The following is a 22,300-nucleotide window of genomic DNA, read 5'->3' as shown; positions in this document are numbered from 1 at the left end:
CCCACAGCCGCGCTGACAACGGCGACAATCGCCGCCCGGCCTGGGCAGTCATCTGGCGTGATTGCTCGGGCCGGTCTGCTTTCTGTGTGACCGATCGCTGCATTGCCCACCTTCGCCATGTCCCGTATTTTTTGCATCGCCAACCAAAAAGGCGGCGTCGGCAAGACGACCACCTCTGTCAACCTGGCCGCCGGCCTGGCCAAAATCGGCCAGCGCGTGCTGTTGGTGGATTTGGACCCGCAAGGCAATGCCACCATGGGGTCGGGGGTCGATAAGCGCAACCTCGGCACCAGCGTCTACGACGTGCTGTTGGAGGCCACGGGCATCGCGTCCGCACGGGTGCGGGCCGAACGCGCCGGCTACGACGTGTTGGGCGCCAACCGGGAACTGGCCGGGGCCGAGATCGAACTGGTGAACCTGCCGCAGCGCAACGAGCGTTTGGGCTTGGCGCTGGCCCAGGTCACCGCCGATTACGACTTTGTGTTGGTGGACTGCCCGCCCGCGCTCAGTTTGTTGACGCTCAACGGCTTGTGCTGTGCCCACGGCGTCATCGTGCCGATGCAGTGTGAGTATTTCGCGCTCGAAGGGCTGACCGATCTGGTCAACACCATCAAACAGGTTCACGCGAATTTGAACCCCGGTTTGCAGCTCATCGGCTTGCTGCGGGTGATGTTCGATGCGCGCATCACGCTGCAATCCCAGGTGAGCGAGCAGCTCAAGATGCATTTCGGGGACAAGGTGTTCAACACCGTCATCCCGCGCAACGTGCGGCTGGCCGAAGCGCCCAGCTATGGCTTGCCGGGCGTGGTGTTCGATCCGTCGTCCAAAGGCGCGCTGGCCTTTGTCGAGTTCGCCCGGGAAGTGGCCGGGCGGGTGGGCATCCACAGCGCCTGAGCGGCGCTGCGGCCACGGGGCGCGTCAGAGGCCCAGGGCTTCGTCCACGCCCAGGTGGACGTTCATGGCTTGCACCGCAGCACCGCTGGCGCCCTTGCCCAGGTTGTCCAGGCGGGCCATGACGATGGCTTGCGTGGCGTTGGCAAACACGAACAGATCGACGCGGTTGGTGTCGTTGCAGGCTTGCACGTCGAAGAAACCGTCGGCCAGCGTCTCCGGATCGGACAGCGGCATGACGCGGATGAAACGTTCCCCTGCGTAGTAATCCGCCAGCGCCGCGTGCAGCGTGGCGCCTGTGGTGCCGGCGCGCAGCGATGACAGTTGCAGCGGCACGCTCACCGTCAACCCCTTGTAGAAACTGGCGACGATGGGCATGAACACCGGCGCGTTCGTCAGGCCGGTGTGGGCCATCATTTCCGGCAGGTGTTTGTGGGCCAGGCCCAGGGCGTAGGGGCGCGGTGCGTCCAGCAGCGGGTTGCCGCCGGCTTGGTACTGCTCGATCATCTTTTTGCCGCCGCCCGAGTAGCCGGTGATGGAGGTGGCGCTCACCGGTGCATCGGCGGCCAGCAAGCCGGCCTGCACCAGCGGGCGCACCGCCAGGATGAAAGCGCTGGCGTGGCAACCGGGGTTGGCAATGCGCTTGGCGCTGCGGATGGCATCGCGCTGGCCGGTGGCCAGTTCGGGCAAACCAAACGTCCAACCCGGCGCGGTGCGGTGCGCGGTGCTGGCGTCGATCAGGCAGGTGTTGGGGTTGGTGACGAGTGTGGCGGCTTCGCGTGAGGCGTCGTCCGGCAGGCACAGGAAGGCCACGTCGGCGGCGTTCAACAGGCGGGCGCGTTCGTCACGATCCTTGCGCTTGTCGGCGTCGATTTTCAACACTTCGATGTCGGCGCGCTGGGCCAGGTATTCGTGGATGCGCAAGCCGGTGGTGCCTTCTTGGCCATCGACAAACACTTTGAACGTCATGGGAGGAGTCCTCGCAGGAAAAGGGCTTGCGCCAGAATCGGGGAAACCGCACAGCATAAGCCAAGCCCGAGACCGCCCGATGACCTCGAAATCCCCCACCTTCGCCCCGGTGACCGGGCCCCGCATCCTGCTGCTGCCCGGCTGGCAGAACTCCGGCCCCGACCATTGGCAAAGCCGTTGGGAAGCGCTGCACGGCGACGAACGGGTGACGCAAGACGACTGGCTGTGGCCACGCCGAGGCGATTGGATGGCGCGTCTGGACGAGGTCATCCTGCAAGACCGTCGCCCCGTGGTGCTGGTGGCGCACAGCCTGGGCTGCCAGTTGGTGGCCGCGTGGGCGGCGCACTCGCGCCACACGGCGCGTGTGTTGGCGGCGCTGCTGGTGGCGCCGCCGGATGTCGAGGCTGAGGCCGCACCGCCGCAGTTGTTCGGCTGGCGGCCCATCGTGCGCCAGGCGCTGCCGTTCCCGACGGTGGCGGTGACGAGTTCGGACGATCCCTATTGCACGCCCGAACGGGCGGCGGCCATGGTGGCAGACTGGGGCGCGGTGTGTTTGGAAGCCGGGCCGTTAGGGCACCTCAACCATGAATCGGGGTTGGGAGACTGGCCGGAAGGCCGCGCCTTGTTGACCCGCCTCATCGCCCCCGTGCTGGACGACGACGAGGCCTGATCCGACCAGACACCCGAAGGACAACGCCATGGCAATCAAAAAAACGCGCGGTTTGGGCATGGGCCTGGAAGCCTTGCTCGGCCCCAAGGTCGACGAAGCCACCGCCATCGCTCCGCGCCAGCCCAGCGTGCTCAAGCTCGACCAACTTCAGCCCGGCAAGTATCAGCCACGCACGCGCATGGACGAGGGCTCACTCTACGAGCTGGCCCAAAGCATCCAGAACCAAGGCGTGATGCAGCCGATTTTGGTGAGGCCGGTGAGTCAAGGCGGCTACGAAATCATCGCCGGGGAGCGGCGCTTCCGGGCCGCCAAGTTGGCCGGGCTGGACGAGGTGCCGGTGCTGGTCAAGTCGGTGCCGGACGAAGCGGCGGCGGTGATGGCGCTGATCGAAAACATCCAGCGCGAAGACCTGAACCCGCTGGAAGAAGCGCAAGGTCTCAAGCGGTTGGTCGATGAGTTTGGCTTGACGCACGAGCAAGCGGCGCAGTCCGTGGGGCGCTCACGCAGCGCGGCCAGCAACCTGCTGCGGCTGCTGCACCTGGCCGAGCCGGTGCAAAAACTGCTGATGGCCGGGGATCTGGACATGGGCCATGCCCGGGCGCTGCTGCCGCTGCCAGCGGCGCAGCAAATCCAGACAGGGCATGAGATCGTCAGCCGGCAGTTGTCGGTGCGCGAGACGGAAAAGCTGGTGGGCCGTTTGCTGCCCACCGAGGCACCACGCGGTGCCGCCACACCCGCCGCCGGGCGGGCTGCTGCCGCACCATCAGACCGGGATGTGGCGCGTCTGGAGGAGCAGCTCAGTGACCGGCTCACCGCGTCGGTTCACATCAAGGTGCTGCGCCAGGGCAAGGGTGAAATCCAAATCCGCTTTGGCTCGCTCGATGAGCTTGACCACCTGCTCGACCGGTTGGGCGTGACCGAGCGCTGAGCCGCTCAGGGCAGGGCCTTACACGCTCCGATATCGCAGCGCAGGCGCAAGATGCGGCCACCATCGCACACGGTTTCGTACCACTCCATCATGCCGTGGCGATGGGTCAACGTGACCACCGGGCGTGAATGGTTCGGGCCTTGGCATTGGGCGGCCATGGCAGTGCGCTCGGCCTCAAAACGGTAGCGCAAGGCCGTGGGGGTCGTGGCTGACGTGGTGGGGCCAGGCTGCGCAATCGGGACGGCTGTCGGGGTCAGTTGGCGGGTCGGGGCGTCGTGGCTGCACGCTGCCAACAGCCAGAGGCTCACGCCCCCGACGAGCGCCGGGGTCAGAACGCGGTAAAAGGGCATGGCAAACCTCCATCTCAAGGGGATGGCCAAAGTCTAGCCGGGTCAATGTGGGCCCAAACCCCCATGATGGCACCAGCCTGGTGCAGGCTCTGGCCCATGGGGAACATCCTTATGGACATTGCTGACATCGCATTCCCTCAGTGCTGCACCAGCGCTGGGCTGCTAGCCTGCAAATATGTCGGGCATGGTTTTCGCGAGAGCCTGCCCATCCACCCCTCTTTCACCCATGCATTGACCGGAACGCTCTGATGGCGCCCGGGCCCCGTCAAGTCGGGGCGCCATCAAAACTTTCCTGATGGCCGGCTGGCCTCGTGCCTGCGGCCTCATCCCTACGGAGGTCAACATGGACGTGATTGCAAGCTTCGCCGCCCGTTACGAACGCACTCGGGAAGAAGAACTGTCGCTGGAGGACTACCTCCAGGAATGCAAGCGCAACCCCTTGGCCTACGCCAGCGCTGCCGAGCGCATGCTCAAAGCCATTGGCGAGCCGCAGTTGGTGGATACGCGCAACGATCCGCGCCTGTCGCGCATCTTCGCCAACAAGGTCATCAAGATCTACCCAGCGTTTGCCGAGTTCTACGGCATGGAAGACGCCATCGAACAGGTGGTGAGTTACTTCCGCCATGCCGCGCAAGGGCTGGAAGAAAAGAAGCAAATCCTCTACTTGCTGGGGCCGGTGGGCGGGGGCAAGTCCAGCATCGCCGAGCGGCTCAAGGCGTTGATGCAAGAGGTGCCGTTCTACGCCATCAAGGGTTCACCGGTGAACGAAAGCCCGCTGGGGTTGTTTGACCCGGTGGAAGACGGCGCGCTGCTGGAAGAACACTTCGGCATTCCACGCCGGTATCTGAATCGCATCATGAGCCCGTGGGCGGTGAAGCGGCTGGAGGAGTACGGCGGGGACATCCGGCGCTTCAAGGTGGTGAAGCGTTACCCCAGCATCCTCAAGCAAGTGGGCATCGCCAAAACCGAGCCGGGCGACGAGAACAACCAGGACATCAGCTCGCTGGTCGGCAAGGTGGACATTCGCAAGCTCGAAACCTACGCCCAGGATGACCCGGACGCCTACAGCTACAGCGGCGGTCTGTGCCTGGCCAACCAAGGGCTGTTGGAGTTTGTGGAGATGTTCAAGGCGCCGATCAAGGTGTTGCATCCACTGCTGACGGCGACCCAGGAAGGCAACTTCAAAGGCACGGAAGGCTTCGGCGCGATTCCGTTCGATGGCATCGTGCTGGCGCACTCGAACGAGAGCGAATGGAAGACCTTCCGCAACAACAAGAACAACGAGGCGTTTCTCGACCGCATTTACATCGTCAAGGTGCCGTACTGCCTGCGCGTGAGCGAGGAAGTGAAGATCTACGAGAAGCTGCTCAAAGGCAGCTCGCTGGCGCACGCCACCTGCGCGCCGGGCACGCTGAAGATGATGAGCCAGTTCGCCATCCTCACGCGCTTGAAGGAGCCGGAAAACTCCAGCTTGTTCAGCAAGATGATGGTCTACGACGGCCAAAGCCTCAAAGACACCGACCCGCGTGCCAAGAGTTATCAGGAGTACCGCGATTACGCCGGCGTCGATGAAGGCATGAGCGGCATTTCGACGCGCTTTGCCTACAAGATCATTTCCAAGGTCTTCAACTTCGACAGCCAAGAGGTGGCCGCCAACCCGGTGCATCTGATGTATGTGCTGGAGCAGCAAATCGAGCGCGAGCAGTTCCCGGCCGAGTTGGAACAGAAGTACACCGCTTTCATCAAGGAACAACTGGCGCCGCGTTACGCCGAGTTCATCGGCAAGGAAATCCAGACGGCGTACTTGGAGAGTTATTCCGAGTACGGGCAGAACATCTTTGATCGCTACGTCACCTACGCGGATTACTGGATTCAAGACCAGGAGTACCGCGACACCGACACGGGCGAAGTGTTCGACCGCGCCAGCCTCAACGCCGAGCTGGAGAAGATCGAGAAGCCTGCTGGCATCGCCAACCCGAAGGACTTCCGCAACGAGATCGTCAACTTCGTGCTGCGGGCTCGCGCCTACAACCAAGGCCGCAACCCGGTGTGGACGAGCTACGAAAAGCTGCGGGCGGTGATCGAGAAAAAGATGTTCTCCAACACCGAGGAGCTGTTGCCCGTCATCAGCTTCAACGCCAAGGCCAGCGCCGACGAGGCCAAGAAGCACGAGGACTTCGTGCAGCGCATGGTGCAAAAGGGCTACACGCCCAAACAAGTGCGCCTGCTGTGCGAGTGGTACTTGCGGGTGCGCAAGTCGTCATGACGTGGACACGGGGAGCGGGCGATGTTGCAGCAAATCATTGATCGCCGTTTGGCGGGCAAGAACAAGTCCATCGGCAACCGGGAGCGGTTTTTGCGCCGCTACAAGGAGCAAATCCGCAAGGCCGTGCGCCGGGCGGTGGACGGGCGCGGCATCCGCGATCTGGAGCGCGGCGAGGAAATCCGCATCCCCAAAAAGGACTTGAACGAGCCGTCCTTCCACCACGGCACGGGCGGCCAGCGCGAGATGGTGCATCCCGGCAATCAGGAGTATGTGGCGGGCGATCACATCCAGCGCCCGCAAGGCGGAGGCGCGGGGGGCAGCGGCAAAGGCCAAGCCAGCGATTCCGGCCAAGGCGAGGACGATTTCACCTTTGCGCTGAGCAAAGAAGAATTCATGCAGGTGTTCTTCGAAGACCTGGCCTTGCCGCATTTGGTGCGGACCCAGCTCACCGAGGTGCCGGAATACAAAACGCACCGCGCCGGGTTTTCCAGCGATGGCACGCCGAACAACCTGCACGTCGTGCGCTCGATGCGCGGCGCGTTGGGGCGACGCATCGCGCTGGGCGGTGAAAGCCGGCGTGAGCTGCACCAGCTCGAAGACCGGCTGGCCACGCTGCAAGCCGTGTGGCCGGAGGCCAGCGCCGCGCAGGCCGACGAGTTGCGCGCCGAGATGGCAGCGGTGGAAGCGCGCATCGCCGAACTGCGGGTGCATCTGGCCAAGGTGCCGTTTCTCGATCCGATCGACTTGCGGTTTCGCAGCCGCGTCAAAACGCCGGTGCCCAGCGCCAAGGCGGTGATGTTTTGCGTCATGGACGTGTCGGGTTCGATGGACCAGGCGCGCAAAGACTTGTCCAAGCGCTTTTTCATCCTGCTCTACATGTTCCTCACGCGGCATTACGAAAAAATCGAACTCGTGTTCATCCGCCACCACACCCAGGCGCAGGAAGTCAGCGAGGACGATTTTTTCCATGCGAAGGAAACCGGCGGCACGGTGGTGTCCAGCGCGCTGGAGTTGATGCACAAAATCATCAGCGAACGCTACGACACGGCGCAGTGGAACATCTACGGCGCCCAAGCCAGCGACGGTGACAACTGGCACCACGATTCCGGTCGCTGCCGCGAGCTGCTGGCGGCCAAGATCCTGCCGGCCTGTCGTTACTTCGCTTACGTGCAAGTCGCCGCCGAGGAGCAAAACCTCTGGGATGAGTACACCAAACTGGCCGCCAGCGTGCCGCAGTTCGCCATGAAGAAGGCCACGTCGGCGGATCAGATTTACCCGGTGTTTCGGGAGCTGTTCAAGAAGGAAGGAGCGCCGGCATGACTGCATCCGCCCACCCGCTGCCTGGCCCGAGCGATTGGACGTTCGAGCTGATCGAGCAGTACCACGACGTGATCGCCACCACGGCCCGCCGCTTCGAGCTGGACACCTACCCGAACCAGCTCGAAATCATCACCGCCGAGCAGATGATGGACGCTTACGCCAGCGTCGGCATGCCGGTGAACTACCGGCATTGGAGCTTCGGCAAAGAGTTCATCGCCACCGAAAAGAACTACCGGCGCGGCCACATGGGGCTGGCTTACGAGATCGTCATCAACTCCAACCCCTGCATCAGTTACTTGATGGAGGAAAACACGCTGGCGATGCAGGCGCTGGTGATCGCCCACGCCGCTTACGGCCACAACAGCTTCTTCAAGGGCAATTACCTGTTCCGCATGTGGACGGATGCGTCGGCCATCATCGATTACCTGGTGTATGCGCGGAACTACATCGCCGAGTGTGAGCAGCGCCACGGCATCGACAAGGTGGAAGAGTTCCTCGACTCATGCCACGCCTTGCAGCATTACGGCGTGGATCGCTACCGGCGCCCGAGCAAAAAACCGCTGTCCGAGGAGTTGCGCCTGCGCCGCGAGCGCGAGGAATACGCCCAGCGTCAGGTGAACGACCTGTGGCGCACCCTGCCGAAAAAGGCCGAAGAAGCGGCAGATTCGCCCCAAGCGGTGCGGCGTTTCCCCGAGGAGCCGGAAGAAAATCTGCTGTACTTCATCGAGAAACACGCGCCGCTGCTGGAGCCGTGGCAACGCGAGATCGTGCGCATCGTGCGCAAGACGGCGCAGTATTTCTACCCGCAGCGCCAGACCCAGGTGATGAACGAAGGCTGGGCCACGTTCTGGCACCACCGTCTGCTCAACACGATGTACGACGACGGCTGGCTCACCGACGGGGTGATGATGGAGTGGCTCAAGTCCCACACCAATGTGGTGTACCAGCCCAAGGTGACGGACCGGGGTTACAGCGGCCTGAACCCGTATGCGCTGGGTTTTGCGATGTACACCGACCTTCAGCGCATCTGCGAACGCCCGACGGACGAAGACCGCGAATGGTTCCCGAATCTGGTGGGCCAACCGTGGCTGCGGGTGCTGCACGAAGCGATGCACAACTACAAGGACGAGAGTTTCATCGGCCAGTACCTCAGCCCGAAACTGATGCGAGATTTCCGCTTGTTCGCCATCCAAGACGACAGCACGCAAAAAGACCTGGTGGTGAGCGCGATTCACGATGAATCCGGCTACCGCAAGCTGCGCGAAGCCCTGAGCCGCCAGTACGACTTGGGGCAGCGCGAGCCCAACATCCAGGTGTGGAACGTGAACCTGCGCGGCGACCGCTCGCTGACGCTGCGCCACACCCAACACAACCGCCGCCCGCTGGACGACAGTGCGCAAGAAGTGCTGAAACACGCGGCGCGGCTGTGGGGGTTTGGCGTCCACTTGGAGAGTGTGGATGCCCAGGGGAGCGTGGCCAAGCGGTGGGCGGTGCCGGCGCCGAGTGCTTAAAGCGCGCTCGTCATTTGCGGCTCCAACCACGGCAACGCCGGCGCTGCTTGACTCATGGCACCGCCTTGGGAGCCGCCGCCGCCAGGACTGCTGCGGCTCGGGTTTGCCAGCCTTTGCCGGTGGCACGCCAGCGAGCCAGCGCCTCAGCGTCCATGCGCAGCGTGACCGGTTGCTTGTGGATGGCTTGCACGGGCCGTCCGCCCTTGGGTTTGGCGACCTCAGGCGGCTTTTCCATGCAACACCTCCAGCGGGAAAGCGCCAATCGCCTGTGCATCAATCACGACCACCTCCACCAGCGTGCCGTCGGCTGCATAGCTGAAGTGGGTGTTCCAGTCCTGCGACACCTCGCGGGCAATGGGCTTGTCAGACAGATGCATCACCAGGATGTCATCTTCGTCGTAGTAAGTGGTTCGCATGGTTCAGTCCTCCGCAATGAATTCGTGCATCACGGTTTTGACGACAACGGCTGTCTCCAGCACCAGCACAGCGCAAATCAGGTTGTCCGTGCGTCCGTCCAAGTGTTTGTAGGCCCATAGGTGGGTGCTGTCTTTGAACCGAGTGTTGCCTGTGTCGATGACTTGCAACAGCTCGGCCTCGCTAATGTGGCGCTCCGCCATGCGTTGTGCTGCATGGCGGGTCAAGATCACGGGGCGGGTGAATCGGGTGCTGTGCATAGGTTAATGTACATCGAATAACCTACCCTGATTAAGCCACCTCCGCCCCCAACCACCGCAACGCCGGCTCCAACCGCGCATCCCCCGGATGCCCGACGTTCAAGCGCAGATGGTGGGTGAACCGCGCATCGGCTGAAAACAGCACGCCCGGCGCCACGCTGATGCCGTGGCGCAGCGCCCGCTGGTGCAGCGCCAGCGCGTTCACCTGCGGCGGCAGTTCCAGCCACAGGAAGTAGCCGCCTTGCGGGCGGGTCGGGTGGGTGCCGGGGGGGAAACTCTCGTCGATCACCGCCAGGGCGCGGCGTTGGCTCTCGGCCAAGGCGTGGCGCAGGTGGCGCAAATGGCGGTCGTAGCCGCCTTGCTGGAGGTAGTCGGCAATGGCGCGCTGCGCCGGCAGCGAGGTGGACAGGCTGCTCATCATCTTCAACCGCGCCACCGTGGCGCCAAATCGCCCCGCCGCCGCCCAGCCGACGCGGTAACCCGGCGCCAAGCACTTGGAAAACGAGCTGCAATGCAGCACCAGCCCCGCGCCGTCAAACGCTTTGGCGGGCGGCGGGCGCTCGGCGCTGGCGTACAGCTCGCCGTACACATCGTCTTCAATCAGCGGGATGCCGTGGCGCGCCAGCAGCGTCACCAAGGCTTGTTTGCGCTCGGTCGGCATCAGGGCGCCCAGTGGGTTCTGGAAGCGCGTCATGAACCAGCAGGCCGCCACCCGTTCGCGTTGCAACAGGGTTTCTAGCGCGGTGAGATCGACGCCGTCTTGCGGGTGCGTGGCCACTTCCAGCGCCCGCAGGTGCAGGCGTTCGAGCGCTTGCAGGGCACCGTAAAACGCGGGCGATTCCACCACCACCACGTCGCCCGGCTGCGTCACCGCTTGCAGGCAGAGGTTGAGCGCCTCCATCGCGCCGTGGGTGATGATGAGTTCCTCCGGGTGCAGCGCCACGCCCTGCACGGCGTAGCGGTGGCGCAGCGCCTCGCGCAAGCCTTCATCCCCGGCGGTGAGCGCACCGGTGATGTGGGCCGGTTTGAGTCGGCGCATGGCCCGCGCACCGCAGCGCGCCAGCGCTTCAAACGGAAACAGCTCGGGCGCCGGAAACGCCGAACCCAGCGGCACCACCTCCGCGTCGCGGGTGCTGCCCAGCAGCTCGACCAACAGTTCGCTGATGGCCACGGGGTGCGGGCCGGTGTCCGGCGGTGGCGTGATGGGCGGCGGGCCGGGGCGCGATGGCCGCGCCCGCACGTAGTACCCGGAGCGTGGGCGGGCTTCCACCCAACCGCGTTCCTCCAGCACCGCATACGCCTGAAACACGGTGGACGGGCTGACGGCCCGCGCCTGGCAGGTTTGCCGCACCGAGGGCAGGCGCTCGCCGGGGCGCAGCGTGCCGCGTTCGATGCCTTCGGCCCATTCGGCGGCGAGTTGTTCGTAGCGGTGCATGGCGGGGGCAACTGATCCGGTTGATTTGGCAGAAAACTGCATCTTACGAATCAGATGGCGGGTCGGCACGATGCCGGGCATGTTGCCTTCCCTCCCATTTTTCCCGCCCACCGCCCGGCTGACATGGCTGGCCGAACAAGGTTGGCTGGCCGCGCCCGAACACGCGCTGCACGCCATCAGCCAACAGTTGTGGCGCACCGACCCGGCCAGCGCCTTGTTGTTCCGCTGCCAACGCCTGGCCATCGAAGTCCTGCGCGGCGCCCGCAACCAAGGCTTGACGCATTACCTCTTGCCGCAAATGCTGCATGCCGAACGCGCTGCCGCCCTGCCACTGCGGCTGGATGTCGCGCCGCTGTCCGGCCAAGACACCGGGCGCGGTTGGCGCCTCACCGGCCTGTTGCCGTGGGTGGCGAATGCGCCGGCGGGCAGTTTCACCCTGGTGGCGCCGGTGCGTTTGGGGGAGGAGGGTCAAGGCTGGGCCGCCTTGCGCGGCGAAGAAGACGGGTTGGACGTGCTGCCGCCCCACGCGCCCGACACCCCTTCCGACCGGCGATGATGGGATTGAAATAGAGCGCTGCCGCCCCACGCGCCCGACACCCCACCCAGCGCCTGGCCGCGCTGGCGCCAAGCCGCTGGCCTGGGCGATGTGCGCTGCCGTGCTTTTTTCTTTCGTGAAGACGAATGGTTGGGCGACGACGACACCACCACCGCCTTGCAAGCGCTGGACGCCCAGCTCTGGCCCGATGCGTGGGGGGATCGTTCGTTGCCCGCGTTGTCTCATCAGCTTGCTGCTTGTTTGCCATGAAAACGCCTGTGCCTCCCAACCCCTTCGGCCCCGGTGGGCTGTTGGAACTCGAACCCGCCCACACCATCCACCCGCGCCATGTGGACGGGCGCCACGCCCGCTGGCGCTTGGCGTTGCTGGCGCTCACCCAGGCGGTGTTTTACGGCGTGCCGTGGCTCCAGATCGGCGGCCAGCCCGCTGTGCTGCTGGATCTGGAGGCGCGGCGCTTCTTCCTGTTCGGCGCCGTGCTGTTCCCGCAGGATTTGATTTGGCTGGCGTTGCTACTCATCGTCAGTGCCTTGCTGCTGTTTTTTGCCACGGCGCTGCTGGGGCGGGTGTGGTGCGGTTTTGCTTGCCCGCAAACCGTCTACACCGCGCTCTTCACCTGGATCGAACACCGCTGCGAGGGCGACCGCCTGGCCCGCCAGCGCCTGGACGCTGCACCGTGGACGCTCACCAAACTGCGTCGCCGAGGGTTGAAGCACGCGCTGTGGGCGGCGGTGTCCTTGTGGACGGGCCTGACCCTGGTCGGCTGGTTCACGCCCATGCGTGAGCTGGTGCCCGCTGCGCTGCACGCCCAGCTCGGGCCGTGGGAAGCGTTCTGGACGCTGTTTTACGGCCTGGCCACTTGGGGCAACGCCGGTTTTTTGCGGGAAAAAGTGTGCCAGCACATGTGCCCGTATGCGCGCTTCCAAGGCTCGCTCATGGACGCCCACACCCTGAACGTGAGTTACGACCCGCGCCGAGGCGAGCCACGGGGCAAGGTCTCGCAAGCGCAAGGGGCGTGTGTGGACTGCACCTTGTGTGTGCAAGTCTGCCCGGCAGGCATCGACATTCGCCACGGGCTGCAATCGGCCTGCATCAACTGCGGCCTGTGCGTGGACGCTTGCGACACGGTGATGGACAAACTCGCCCAACCCCGTGGCCTGATTCGCTTCGAGAGCCTGCACACGCTCGCCCAACCTGCGCCCGTCACCGGCTGGGCGGCGCCGGGGGGGTTGTGGCGCCGCGTGCTGCGGGCGCTGCGTCGCCCGCGCGTGCTGCTGTATGGCGGGTTGTTGGGGGTGTCGGTGTGTACGTTGGTGATCGGCCTGGCGCAGCGCCCGACCCTGCGGGTGGATGCGATGCGCGACCGCAGCGTCATGGCCCGTGAGGTGCTGGACGATGCCGGCCAGCCGCAGGTGGAAAACGTCTACCGCCTGTTGGTGATGAATGCCAGCGCCCAGGGGCGCACCGTGTCCGTGAGTGCCACCAGTGCCGCTGCCGGGGCGTTGACCGTGGTGGACGCTGCCCCGGTGCCGATGGCCCCCGCCGAAGCGCGCCACCTGACCGTGCGGCTGCGCGCACCGTTGACAGCGCTTCAAGCCGCCGGCGGCGCACCGGGATCGGCCTTGCCCATCACCTGGCAGGTGCGGGACGGGGCCACCGAAGTGGCCACCACCCCCAGCACGTTATGGTTGCCGCGTTGAGCTTGCGTTTTTCCATTCACCGGCGGCACACTCTGAAGAGAGATGAGATAAACCACCAAACGGCACGCGATAAATCCGGATGACCTCGGATGAAATTGGCAGTTCTCGGATGGAGTGTGTGAAATAACTTTCAGCCGGTGAAAATGAAAAAGGGCGGCCAACTTTGCCGCCCTTTTGCTTTGCCCGCCTGAGCATTACAACGGGAACTGCCCTTGCCGTTCATCCATCGGCGGCAATCCTTGCTCTTTGCGCACTGCGTCCATGGTGTCGCTCAGCAGTTCATACAGGTAGGTTTCGGTCAGACCGTACTCTTGTGCCAGCTCTTCGACCCGGCGCGACGAGAACGGGCGAGCGGTAGGGCTTGGTTGACTGTACGCATTGAGAATGGCGCGATTCCGTGCGCTGAGAGGCTTGGTCAGGTCGATGGCTGCGGGGATGTACAGGTGAGTGCGAGCGTACATGTTGCACATCCCCACTGCGATTTCTCGCCCAATGGTCGTAGCAGTGTCTGGCGCCATACCGCGATCAGTCAGTACTCGGGCTGCCACGGCCGTCAAGTTCTCAATGAACAGATACGGCTTTTTGCGAGTCATGCCGCCACCTCAATCGGCTTGGCCTTGCGGATGGGCGTTGCCAGTGGCTTAGCAATCGCCTCATCCACCTTGCGCCCCAGCGCTGCGCTGGCGCTTTGCCATGCGCGCCACCACGGCGCCCAACTGGCGCTGTTAGCCGCACGTTCGGCGAACACCAATGCATCACGGTAGGCGGGAGGGTCTTGGCGCATCGTCGGGTTTTCCAAGGCGGCACGCATCTTGGCAACATCGGCGCTCATCGGGCGCACAGCCCAGAACTTCAGCGCTTCAATCACGTCGGACTTTTGCTGTGACGTGAGCCAGTGCAGATCTTCGACCCCGACTTGACGCTTGATGTAATGCGCCAAGGCGCGCTCGCTTGAATCACGCACTTCGCCCAGCACGTATAAAAACAGCCACAGCGCCCGGATTTTTGTGGACGCTGGCGAGCGCTCCAGCTTGCGCCGCCCGGAGCCTGGCGCTGGGGTGCCCCCCTTGCCCGTGCGCTTCCACCCCAGCTCACGCTCAAACAACGTGGTCAGCAGGTGGTACTGCTCAGCCCGCGTGAGTTGGGTAGCCGACGTGCGGCCACCAAACATGCGCGCCATCCGTTGGCGATATTCGGCCTCGGTCATCACGCCCGACGCATCAGCCCAGGTGCGTGCAATGCCCAACAGTTGCGTCAGCGGCGCGGCCTTTGAGGCCTTGGTTGTAGCTGTGGCTGCGGTTGCCATCACAGTCCTCCCAGGTGAAACACACTGCGCACTGCGCGGATCGGCACCTTGGCTTGCCAGAACCAAGATGGGATAACGCGATGCACGAATGGGGGTTCATCGGTCTCGTCCAGGGTCATGGTTGAGCGAAAGTCGGAGGGGGGAACCGACCGCAGTGGCGCGGCCACGGCAGCAGCGGCCGCTCGCGTTTTGACGTTGGACGATAACCAGCGATCTGGCACCAACTGCCACATACCGGACGAATGGAGCGCACACCCCTTGGCACAGGCGCGGGTCAACTCGCGTTGGACATCGTGACGTGAATGACCAATGGCAGTGTGAATGCGGGCCAATGACGATGTCAGATCAGGGCACCCCATAAGAAACGTCAGCGCTTTGTCCAACACGCTGCCCTCATGAGTCAGCAGGCAGACGGGCCGGGTTTGAACTGGTGCATCGGCGGCGACCCACACTGATTTTGGTTCGGGTTCTATTTGGTAAACCAACTTAGCTGCCAACAGAGGCCGAAAGAGGCAAGCCAGTTGGTGTACGTTGATGGGGGAACCAAGCTCAATCATGCGGGCAATCAGCTCGCAGGAGTACAGCGGTTTGCCGGCTTGGCGCAGTACCGACAGCACAGATGCGCGTTTGGAGTTGGGCGCCGGGGTGTAGCGGGCAGATGTTGTGTACATGACAGCCCCCCAGATCAAATGGCCGACCAGTCCAACACGATGGGCACGTATTTGTTCGTGGCCCCCACGCGCTCATAGACCCGGATGTAGCTGCGGCTGCCCGTGACCATGATGCATTCGGCGATGACATGCATGGCGCGTTGCCAGCGCGGGTCGGGGAAATTGAAGCGGCGCAGGCTCAACACCTTGGCCACCGACACCCGCCCCTCTTTGTCCACCTGGAAGGCGTCTTGCGCGATGGCCGCCAGCTCCGGGCGCACGCCCTCAGCGATCCACTCGTCGATGCATTCGCTGATCAGGTTCTTGGCGACTTGCAGACGCTCATCAAACACGATGCAGTCCTGAATGGCCCGTTCGACTTTGTACTGACCATCGAACGAGCGCAGGCTCACATTGCCCTTGTTGCCGCCCCAGGTGATCTCGTACTTCTCAGCGCTGATCTCGCAGAACGCCTGAACGGCATCAAACGTCTTGCGTTTTTTGGCTTGGGTCAGGGCTTGCAGTTCTTTCAACTCGGCCACGATTTCGCGCACCGTTTGATCGCGCAGCTTGTCGATGTCTTCGACCATGGCTTCGGGGATCAGTCGGCCCTGCGGGTCTTGCATGTAGCCGGCGGGGATGGTGGAGGTTTGTTGCGTGCTCATGATGTTGCGGTTGTTGTCGAGGGAAACTTCGCCGGTAGCCGACCGGCAACGGGGCGCATGGGCGCCGGGGATCACACGCGCCAGATGCGTCTGAGCCTGGCGCGCAGTCGAGTGCGCTGGATGGTGGTCTCGGACAGCATCTGGGCCAGCTCGATGCGCAGTGCTGCGCTGTAGTTCAGCTCGGTCTGGATGTGCGTGCGGTACACCGCTTCACGGCGGGCCAGCGTGGCCAGTTGGTGTCGCAGCCACACCACTTCCAGGCGATACAGCCAGGAGCGCACAGCCCAGGCCAGGGAGGTGGCGGTGTTCATGCCATCCGCACCACGTCAGCAGTCACCACCGGGGCGCCCAGCTCGGCGGCCTGATTCAGCGCCCGGTTGGACAAATTGTTGATGGCCAGCGGGTAGATGTCGCCTTGCAGCCGCGTGGCCAGGGCCGCGATAGCGTCCAGCTCGAACAGTTCGCCCAACTCCCGACCACAGTAGGCTTTGACGCGGTGGGCCATGTAGGCGGCCAGGTCGCCCGACTTCACACCCAGCGGGCGCAGTTCGACGATCTCGGTGCGTTGCAGCACTTCGCGCACATCGTTCTTTTGCAGTTTGTCGGCCAGCTCCTGGTGGCCCACCATCAGGATGCCCAGCAGTGGAGCCCGACCCACGCGCATGCGCTCATGCAAACGCTTGAACTGGTTGAGGGTGGTGGAGGGTGAGTCGTGCGCCTCTTCCAGAACCAGTACATGCGCCCAGCCCGCCTTGCGATGTTCTTCCAGCAGTTTCAACACTTGGCGGGTGCGCGCCTCGGAGGTTTGGGCCACGGTGGCTTTGGGGTCGAGGTCGAGCACGATGGCCGCCAGGATGTCGCTGCTCTTGAGCGGCTTGCCCTTGGTGTCTTTGTCGGCCATGCCCACCACGCTGGGGGCGATGATCTTGAGCAGTTTGTTCTCGCGCTGGATGCGCTCTTTCAGGTCGCCCAGGATGGTGGTCTTGCCTGAGCCACTCTCGCCTACCAGGGCCAACATGCGGGCGTTGAGTGCGGCTTGCCACACCATTTCGCGCACGAACCGGATTTCGGCATTGGCGAACAGGTGAGCGTCTTGTGTCACCTCGTCGTCGAACGGGCCGGTGAACAACTTGAAGTGCTTGCGAGCGTCGGTGGTCAGGCTCTGTTTGGCGATCAGCATGGTGTCTTCCTGGTTGGGTGTGGTGCGGGTGTTGGGGTGGGTGCCAGCCCGATGGGCGCGGCGCAGCGGGGGCAACAGAGAGGGCTTGTCGGTGGTGCTGGGGGCGGTTTGGGTGGCATCCGGTAGCGGCTCGAACAGGTGATCAAGCTGCTCGGTTGGCACGCCCAGGTCAGCGAGCGAGCGGGTGACGGCCTGGCGCAGTTCGGCCTGATCGCGGCGCTTGGGCCACTGCCCATGCAGCGCCAGTTGTGACAAACCTGCCGGTGAAATGCCCGCCGGTTCAGCCACTTGGCGCAGGCTCAACCGCGAGGCGGTCAGCACGGTGTGCAGGCGCAGGGGGTGGGTGTTGGGGGTCATGACTTGAACCCCTCAAACCTGTGAAAACGTGCGTTTGCGGTAGACGGTTCCCACCAGCACCATTTCCCCAGGCCCCGTGCGCTTGTAGATGGCTGCGCGGCCTTCGTGCTCGCTGGTTTCAATGAACAAGCTGCGCGGCAGGGCGCGGATTGCATCCTCCAGAGCACCAATCGCGGCCCGCTCTTCTGGGGTGGTTTCGTCGGTCTTGAGGGTCGAAGTTTGCTGTTCTTCAAACCGCTCCAGCAGCAGCTCAGCCGGCGTTTTACCGGTCGCGGCCTTCACGGCACGGGTAATTTCTTTGATGCTCTTGCTCATCACAAACCTCCCACCGCACGCAGCGGCATCGGGGCCACGGGCTGGGCAGCGGGTGCGCTTGGCGCCAGTTGCTCGGCCAGGGTTTCGAGTTGGTCTTCGGGCACGCCGTCGGCGCCGAACCGGGCTTGCACCCAGCCGTACACCTGGGGCGTGTAGCGCTCGCCCAGGCGGCGCTTCAGCTCTTGGCACGCCTCGGGCACCGTCAGGCGGCGGGTGGATACCGCCCGGTCTTCCACCGCCACTTGGTGCCCGCGCTTGGGCATGTAAGTGGGCAGTTGGGCGGCATCCGCCTTGTGCATGGCAAACGGGTCAACCTGCCCGGCAAACACAAGGCCACCCTTTTCTTGGCGTTCCTTGGCTTCGTCCAGCGTGTCGCCGCCGTAGGCGGTTTGCACCACCGCATCCCGGTTCACGTCCAGCAAGCCACGCGGCGCGGCGCGCAGTTCCTGGCCGCGCTGCGGTGCGTCGGTGGCGTATCCGGCACTGGTGAACGTCACCGCCTCGAACGGCATCCACGCCAGGCGCCCGGTGCTGCCGTCCACATAGCCAACCTCGACGCTGGGCGGGTGGTACGGGTCGGCCACCACCGGCACCATGTCCCCAGCCTTCACGCCCGGCAAGTGGCGCACGCGGTAGCTGTGGCGGCTCACCTTGCCATCGGCCCCACGCAAGGCGAAGGTGATCTCCAGATTCGTGTCCACCTTGCGCTTGATCGGGTGCGCCCGCATCAGGCGGCGCATCACATCCGCCGGGGGAGCGATGCGCAGTTGGTCAGCGGTGATCGTCAACCATTGCGCATGGCGCGGGCGCCCGTAGCGGCTGTGGTTCTTCGTGCCGCAGTACCAGTGGCTCCACAGCAGCGCCTTGTCGTTCAAGTCGTCCAGGCTGGCCACTTTGGCAAAGCGCAGGCTGGCCAGCTCGAAGTGGATTTCCACCAGGTGGTGGGCCTTCTCCACGCTGCCGTTGGAGCGTGAGCGGTGACGCTCATGCACCAGCACCTTGGACTTCAGGCGCTCGCACAGGTTGAGCACCGGCGCCGAGGTGTTGGCCGCACCTGGGTCGAACTCCAGATGCAGCGGCACCCCGTGCATCGGGTGGCGTCCGCCCTTGTCACCAAACGCCCAGATCAGAAACTCACCCAGGTTGGCCGCTGATTCACTGCCCAGGTAATACCGGGTCAGGAAATCATGGGAGTTCACATCGGCGGCGGTATACCGAATCAACCGTTCTTCCTGGACGCGGGTGATATTCGCCGGCTTATTCTTGTAGAACTTCTTTTCGTCCATCACCTGCAACCCGGTGGCGTTGCTGAGGTAATAAACAACGCACACCGATGCATCCACTTGCCAGAACTGGTTCGGGTGCTCCGTGGCCACCTGAATCGCCGGCTCCGGCAGGCGCAACTGGTCGGGGTGCAGCCCGGCTTCGCGCAGCAGCACCAGCAGCCTGCTGGTGGAAAGCTGGGTGCTGATGAGCCCCACCGTGTCGTGGCGCAGCAGCTCCACCGCGTCATCGGCGGTCATGCGGTTGATGCCTTTGCGTCGGAAGGTGCCCATCAGCGCCGCGCTGATCTTCATCAGCTCATCGTGGGTCACGCCACGCTTGCCCGCATCGCTGCGGCGCTTGCGCCCCGTGTCCCGGCCGAGCTGCTCGGCCAGTAGGCGGTGGATGGTGCTGCGCGTCACGCCAAGCTGCGCCGCCGCCTCATCCGCAATGGCGCCGCACTCGCCGTGCGCGGCCTTGTCCAGCCGGGTGCGTACCTCGTGCAGGTACAGCACTTGATCGGCTGAAATTTGATGGCTCGGAGGCATGGTGCCCGCTCCTTGTGTGGGGGTTACGCCTGGGCGGTGGCAGCGGGTTGCCCGATCGCCAACTTGCCGCCCAGGGCGTTCATCAAGTCGGCCAACATGCGTTGCAGCTCGGCGGTCATCAGCACCGCATCGGTGCGCCAAACCTCCTCGGCGTCAGGCCAGCCGGGGCCGCCCGCCGTCTTGTTCTCTTCCAGCACCACATCGGTGAGGGCCACGTTCCGCAGCGTCCAGGCATCGGTGAGCACAAAGGTCATCCGGGTATCCCACTCCAACGCCAGTTGCTTGGCGGTGTAGCCCTCACGCACATGGGCACGCACTTCGTCCGTCACCAGCGAGTGGTTGACGTAGCGCACCTTGGCGCGGGTTTCGTCCTGACGGTGCAGCTCGGCGGAGCGGCCCAGGCACAGGCCAAACGACCAGGGTGCATCACCGCTGCCCAGCCAGGTGGACATGGCCGCAGCCGGGGAAACCTGCGTCTGCACTGGCGTCACCACAAGGCCGGGGATCATCCGCACCAGCGCCGTCACGATGTCCGCGCCGCGCTTGGCGCTGGCGCAGTCCAATGCCAGCCAGCCGTTGTCCGTGTCCAGCCACACCAGCGTGGTTTCTTGGAGGGCAAACGCACGGGGCAACAGCTCAAACTTGGCTGCTTCGGCCAAATCCTTGGCAGCCGTCTTGCCGGGGCGGCGCCCGGTTTCCTTGTAGATGGCCTCGGCCATCTCTGCCACCCGCGCCTTCAGCGCCTGGGTGGGCACCTTCTTGGTTTCGGTCTTGTAGGCCAGCATCCAGCCGTGGCAGAACAACGGCTGCACCAAAGCGCCTCGGGTCGCGCTCGGGTCGGCCGGATCAACCCAACCAGCCGAATGTTCCTTGGCCGGCTCGCAGGGGCGGAACTCCTCGCGCACCAGCGCAGGAATCAGGTCGGCGCACCGGGCAGGGTTGGTGCCGGTGATGGCGTACAAAATCAGGTTCTTGAACATGGTCGTTTCCTTGGGCGAGGGTTGTCAGGCTTGGGCGGGGGTGACGTGGCAGGGCACCCAGGCGCGGCCCTGCTTCAGGGCGCCAATGGCCAGCGCTGCATCCATTCCGGCCTGGGTCACTTGGTAGAGCAGGCTGTGGTCGTTCAAATACGGCTTGCAGCACATCAGGCCCTTGGCTTCCAGTTGCTGGGCCAACTGCGCATCGGCACCTCCTTTGCGCACCACAAATGAGTTGCGGTAGGCCGATTGCCGGCGGCTCAGGCCGGTGCAGTCCAGCAGCGCCCGGCGCTGTTGTTCGTTGAGGGAGCGGATGTCAACGGTGGTGGGGTTCAGGCTCATCGTGGTTCTCCTCACGCGGTGGTGTCATCACTGGGTTGCTGCCAGGCGGCGTTCATCCAGGCGGGGCGGGTGCCCAGGGCGTCGTCGCTCACTTCCACTTCCAGGCCGTGTTCAATCACCACTTCGCGCAGCGTGACCACCACGTAGGTCAGGGCTTGCAGGGCTTTGGTGCGCAGGGCTTGGTTGGTCTGGTTGGCGCAGATGTCAGCCACCACCACGCCCAGGCGGCGGGCGCTTTGGGCGCTGGCGTCGGCGGCCTTGGCCAGCTCTTCCAGGGCGGCGTCTTCGGTGGCGCTGCGGGTGCCCAGTTCGGGGTTGGGCGTCCAGGGGCGGGCCAGCTTTTCTTTGGCGGCGTTCAGGTCGGTGCTCACCTGGGCCAGCACGGCGTCCTTGGCTTGCAGGGTCTTCGTGGCGTCGTCCAGCTTGGCTTCGAGATCCGCCTTTTGCTTGGCGTGTCGTTCCACCAGTTCTTCGGCCAGGTCGAGGAAGGCGGCTTTGTCACCCGTCTTGGCTGTCTCGATCAGCAGGGTCTTGGCGTCTTCGGGCAGGCGGCGGTACTGCTTCATGTCCCGGTAGCCGATGCCCATGCGGGACATGCTTTCCAGAGCCTCTTCGCCAAAGCTTTGCAGGTTTTGCAAGTCGAGATCGACCTTGTCTTTGGAATAACCCAACAACTCGCAAAACTCCTCCCAAGTTCCGCGTAATGCCGAACCGTTCGGCATTTGCTTCCCCGCAAGTTGTTGATAAAGCTTGTTTTCTCGGACGAATGCCAGCTTAGTCAGCCGAACCGTTCGGCTAAATTTGGCAATGGCATCCGCCATCTGGGCTTGCCCAAGAAGCTGGTTCAGCAAGTCACGTTCTGCACTGGTGCCGGCTTGCAACGCGGCCAGCGTGTCGGCGGCGGCGCGGTCGGCATCCAGGGCGCCGGGGGCGAGTTCAACCAGGCGGGTTTCACTGCGGGGGTAGGGGTGCGGCTCATCGCAGGGTCTTTCAATCAAGGGTGGGAGTGGTTGAAGGGGGAGCGGAAGGCGGCTGCATGCCGCGCATGGCCTCAAGAAAGGAGTCCCCGCCGCTCCCGGCCCCGTCGTCGAACAGGCGCAGGGTGGTGGCCATGCCCTCCAGTGCTGTCTCGGCCAGGCGGTTGGCGAACACCGTGATGCCCGCCATCACATCCAGGCAATGCACCTGCTCCTTGCCAAACACCTCCACCGCCCGGTGAGACAGCGCCAAACACAGCAGCGTGGACAGACTCAACTCCAACCGCTGATCGGCCCGTGGGACTCGGTTGGACATCTCCAGGCTGATGAACGCCAACTGCGCGGCGCCCAGAGGAATCTCTCCCAACGGCTTGGCGCACATGCCGCCAGGCGTTGGCGAAACGCTGCCGGATGGCAGAGGGAATGCGGGTGTGCTCACGGTGCGCTCCTTGC

General features: G+C 64.2%; 26 protein-coding genes. 8 read left to right on the top strand and 18 right to left on the bottom strand.

The features are described 5' to 3' along the window. Positions 1–117: 117 nt before the first annotated feature. A complete protein-coding gene (locus tag VITFI_RS00130; RefSeq protein WP_089415270.1) occupies positions 118–894 on the top strand; it encodes a ParA family protein in 777 nt (258 codons plus the stop codon). A gap of 24 nt (positions 895–918) precedes the next feature. On the opposite strand, the gene argC is transcribed toward VITFI_RS00130, so the two are convergent. Then, the gene (gene argC, locus VITFI_RS00125; RefSeq protein WP_089415269.1) at positions 919–1,860 is read right to left on the bottom strand and encodes an N-acetyl-gamma-glutamyl-phosphate reductase; all 942 of its coding nucleotides are present in this window, start codon (positions 1,858–1,860) and stop codon (positions 919–921) included. A gap of 79 nt (positions 1,861–1,939) precedes the next feature. On the opposite strand from argC, the gene VITFI_RS00120 reads away from it, so the two are divergent. Next, positions 1,940–2,530, top strand: a complete 591-nt coding sequence (locus tag VITFI_RS00120) for an RBBP9/YdeN family alpha/beta hydrolase (RefSeq protein WP_089415268.1) — start codon at positions 1,940–1,942, stop codon at positions 2,528–2,530. A gap of 28 nt (positions 2,531–2,558) precedes the next feature. Next, positions 2,559–3,458, top strand: a complete 900-nt coding sequence (locus VITFI_RS00115; protein ID WP_089415267.1) for a ParB/RepB/Spo0J family partition protein — start codon at positions 2,559–2,561, stop codon at positions 3,456–3,458. 5 nt (positions 3,459–3,463) lie between these two features. On the opposite strand, the gene VITFI_RS00110 is transcribed toward VITFI_RS00115, so the two are convergent. Then, a complete protein-coding gene (locus VITFI_RS00110; protein WP_089415266.1) occupies positions 3,464–3,808 on the bottom strand; it encodes a hypothetical protein in 345 nt (114 codons plus the stop codon). 343 nt (positions 3,809–4,151) lie between these two features. Between VITFI_RS00110 and VITFI_RS00105 the strand changes: the two genes are divergently transcribed. The 3 genes from VITFI_RS00105 to VITFI_RS00095 are packed head-to-tail and all read left to right on the top strand — an operon-like array spanning position 4,152 to position 8,905. Then, the gene (locus tag VITFI_RS00105) at positions 4,152–6,074 is read left to right on the top strand and encodes a PrkA family serine protein kinase (protein ID WP_089417882.1); all 1,923 of its coding nucleotides are present in this window, start codon (positions 4,152–4,154) and stop codon (positions 6,072–6,074) included. A gap of 21 nt (positions 6,075–6,095) precedes the next feature. Next, positions 6,096–7,394, top strand: a complete 1,299-nt coding sequence (locus VITFI_RS00100; RefSeq protein ID WP_232476641.1) for a YeaH/YhbH family protein — start codon at positions 6,096–6,098, stop codon at positions 7,392–7,394. Then, complete coding sequence (locus tag VITFI_RS00095; protein WP_089415265.1) at positions 7,391–8,905, top strand: SpoVR family protein; 1,515 nt, start codon at positions 7,391–7,393, stop codon at positions 8,903–8,905. The genes VITFI_RS00100 and VITFI_RS00095 overlap by 4 nt, the downstream gene beginning before the upstream one ends. Positions 8,906–8,957: 52 nt before the next feature. Here VITFI_RS00095 and VITFI_RS00090 read toward each other — a convergent pair whose 3' ends face one another. Genes VITFI_RS00090 through VITFI_RS00075 form a run of 4 tightly spaced genes read right to left on the bottom strand, consistent with a single transcriptional unit; the run spans position 8,958 to position 11,095 of the window. After that, positions 8,958–9,140: a BrnA antitoxin family protein gene (locus VITFI_RS00090; protein ID WP_157725494.1), complete on the bottom strand. Its 183-nt coding sequence runs from the start codon at positions 9,138–9,140 to the stop codon at positions 8,958–8,960. Further along, complete coding sequence (locus tag VITFI_RS00085; RefSeq protein ID WP_089415263.1) at positions 9,124–9,321, bottom strand: DUF2283 domain-containing protein; 198 nt, start codon at positions 9,319–9,321, stop codon at positions 9,124–9,126. Before VITFI_RS00085 ends, VITFI_RS00090 begins: the two co-directional genes overlap by 17 nt. A 3-nt stretch (positions 9,322–9,324) precedes the next feature. Then, a complete protein-coding gene (locus tag VITFI_RS00080; RefSeq protein ID WP_089415262.1) occupies positions 9,325–9,579 on the bottom strand; it encodes a DUF4258 domain-containing protein in 255 nt (84 codons plus the stop codon). 31 nt (positions 9,580–9,610) lie between these two features. Next, positions 9,611–11,095 (bottom strand): aminotransferase-like domain-containing protein, encoded by a 1,485-nt coding sequence (locus VITFI_RS00075; RefSeq protein ID WP_232476640.1) that lies wholly within the window; start codon positions 11,093–11,095, stop codon positions 9,611–9,613. On the opposite strand from VITFI_RS00075, the gene VITFI_RS00070 reads away from it, so the two are divergent. Together VITFI_RS00070 and ccoG are read left to right on the top strand one after the other, a co-directional pair. Next, positions 11,094–11,570 carry a hypothetical protein gene (locus VITFI_RS00070; protein WP_157725493.1) on the top strand — a complete coding sequence of 159 codons (477 nt, stop codon included), beginning with the start codon at positions 11,094–11,096 and terminating at the stop codon, positions 11,568–11,570. The genes VITFI_RS00075 and VITFI_RS00070 overlap by 2 nt on opposite strands. 245 nt (positions 11,571–11,815) lie before the next feature. After that, entirely contained in the window at positions 11,816–13,267 is a 1,452-nt protein-coding gene (ccoG, locus tag VITFI_RS00065; RefSeq protein WP_089415259.1) for a cytochrome c oxidase accessory protein CcoG, read from the top strand. Positions 13,268–13,461: 194 nt separating this feature from the next. On the opposite strand, the gene VITFI_RS00060 is transcribed toward ccoG, so the two are convergent. From VITFI_RS00060 to VITFI_RS00005, 12 genes are all read right to left on the bottom strand, one after another. Further along, on the bottom strand, positions 13,462–13,860 hold the full coding sequence (locus tag VITFI_RS00060; protein WP_089415258.1) for a Mor transcription activator family protein: 399 nt from the start codon (positions 13,858–13,860) through the stop codon (positions 13,462–13,464). After that, positions 13,857–14,573 (bottom strand): regulatory protein GemA, encoded by a 717-nt coding sequence (locus VITFI_RS00055; protein WP_089415257.1) that lies wholly within the window; start codon positions 14,571–14,573, stop codon positions 13,857–13,859. Before VITFI_RS00055 ends, VITFI_RS00060 begins: the two co-directional genes overlap by 4 nt. Further along, positions 14,573–15,244, bottom strand: a complete 672-nt coding sequence (locus VITFI_RS00050) for a hypothetical protein (RefSeq protein WP_089415256.1) — start codon at positions 15,242–15,244, stop codon at positions 14,573–14,575. Before VITFI_RS00050 ends, VITFI_RS00055 begins: the two co-directional genes overlap by 1 nt. A gap of 14 nt (positions 15,245–15,258) precedes the next feature. After that, positions 15,259–15,888, bottom strand: a complete 630-nt coding sequence (locus tag VITFI_RS00045) for a DUF3164 family protein (RefSeq protein WP_089417880.1) — start codon at positions 15,886–15,888, stop codon at positions 15,259–15,261. A 71-nt stretch (positions 15,889–15,959) separates the two neighbouring features. Beyond that, the gene (locus tag VITFI_RS00040) at positions 15,960–16,199 is read right to left on the bottom strand and encodes a hypothetical protein (protein WP_089415255.1); all 240 of its coding nucleotides are present in this window, start codon (positions 16,197–16,199) and stop codon (positions 15,960–15,962) included. Beyond that, positions 16,196–17,425 carry an ExeA family protein gene (locus tag VITFI_RS00035; RefSeq protein WP_089415254.1) on the bottom strand — a complete coding sequence of 410 codons (1,230 nt, stop codon included), beginning with the start codon at positions 17,423–17,425 and terminating at the stop codon, positions 16,196–16,198. The genes VITFI_RS00040 and VITFI_RS00035 overlap by 4 nt, the downstream gene beginning before the upstream one ends. 12 nt (positions 17,426–17,437) lie before the next feature. Then, positions 17,438–17,740, bottom strand: coding sequence for a hypothetical protein (locus VITFI_RS00030; protein WP_089415253.1), 303 nt, complete (start codon positions 17,738–17,740; stop codon positions 17,438–17,440). Next, a complete protein-coding gene (locus VITFI_RS00025; RefSeq protein WP_089415252.1) occupies positions 17,740–19,551 on the bottom strand; it encodes a DDE-type integrase/transposase/recombinase in 1,812 nt (603 codons plus the stop codon). Before VITFI_RS00025 ends, VITFI_RS00030 begins: the two co-directional genes overlap by 1 nt. A 23-nt stretch (positions 19,552–19,574) precedes the next feature. Continuing rightward, positions 19,575–20,531 carry a recombination-associated protein RdgC gene (locus VITFI_RS00020; RefSeq protein WP_089415251.1) on the bottom strand — a complete coding sequence of 319 codons (957 nt, stop codon included), beginning with the start codon at positions 20,529–20,531 and terminating at the stop codon, positions 19,575–19,577. A gap of 24 nt (positions 20,532–20,555) precedes the next feature. Beyond that, the gene (locus VITFI_RS00015; RefSeq protein WP_089415250.1) at positions 20,556–20,870 is read right to left on the bottom strand and encodes a hypothetical protein; all 315 of its coding nucleotides are present in this window, start codon (positions 20,868–20,870) and stop codon (positions 20,556–20,558) included. A gap of 11 nt (positions 20,871–20,881) precedes the next feature. Continuing rightward, positions 20,882–21,868 (bottom strand): hypothetical protein, encoded by a 987-nt coding sequence (locus VITFI_RS00010; protein ID WP_089415249.1) that lies wholly within the window; start codon positions 21,866–21,868, stop codon positions 20,882–20,884. Beyond that, positions 21,861–22,286, bottom strand: a complete 426-nt coding sequence (locus tag VITFI_RS00005) for a hypothetical protein (protein ID WP_157725492.1) — start codon at positions 22,284–22,286, stop codon at positions 21,861–21,863. Before VITFI_RS00005 ends, VITFI_RS00010 begins: the two co-directional genes overlap by 8 nt. Positions 22,287–22,300: the final 14 nt, after the last annotated feature.

The organism is Vitreoscilla filiformis, from assembly GCF_002222655.1.
Lineage (GTDB): Bacteria > Pseudomonadota > Gammaproteobacteria > Burkholderiales > Burkholderiaceae_C > Ideonella > Ideonella filiformis.
The sequence above is the reverse complement of the archived record's forward strand: the minus strand, read 5'-3'. Positions and strand labels throughout refer to the sequence as shown.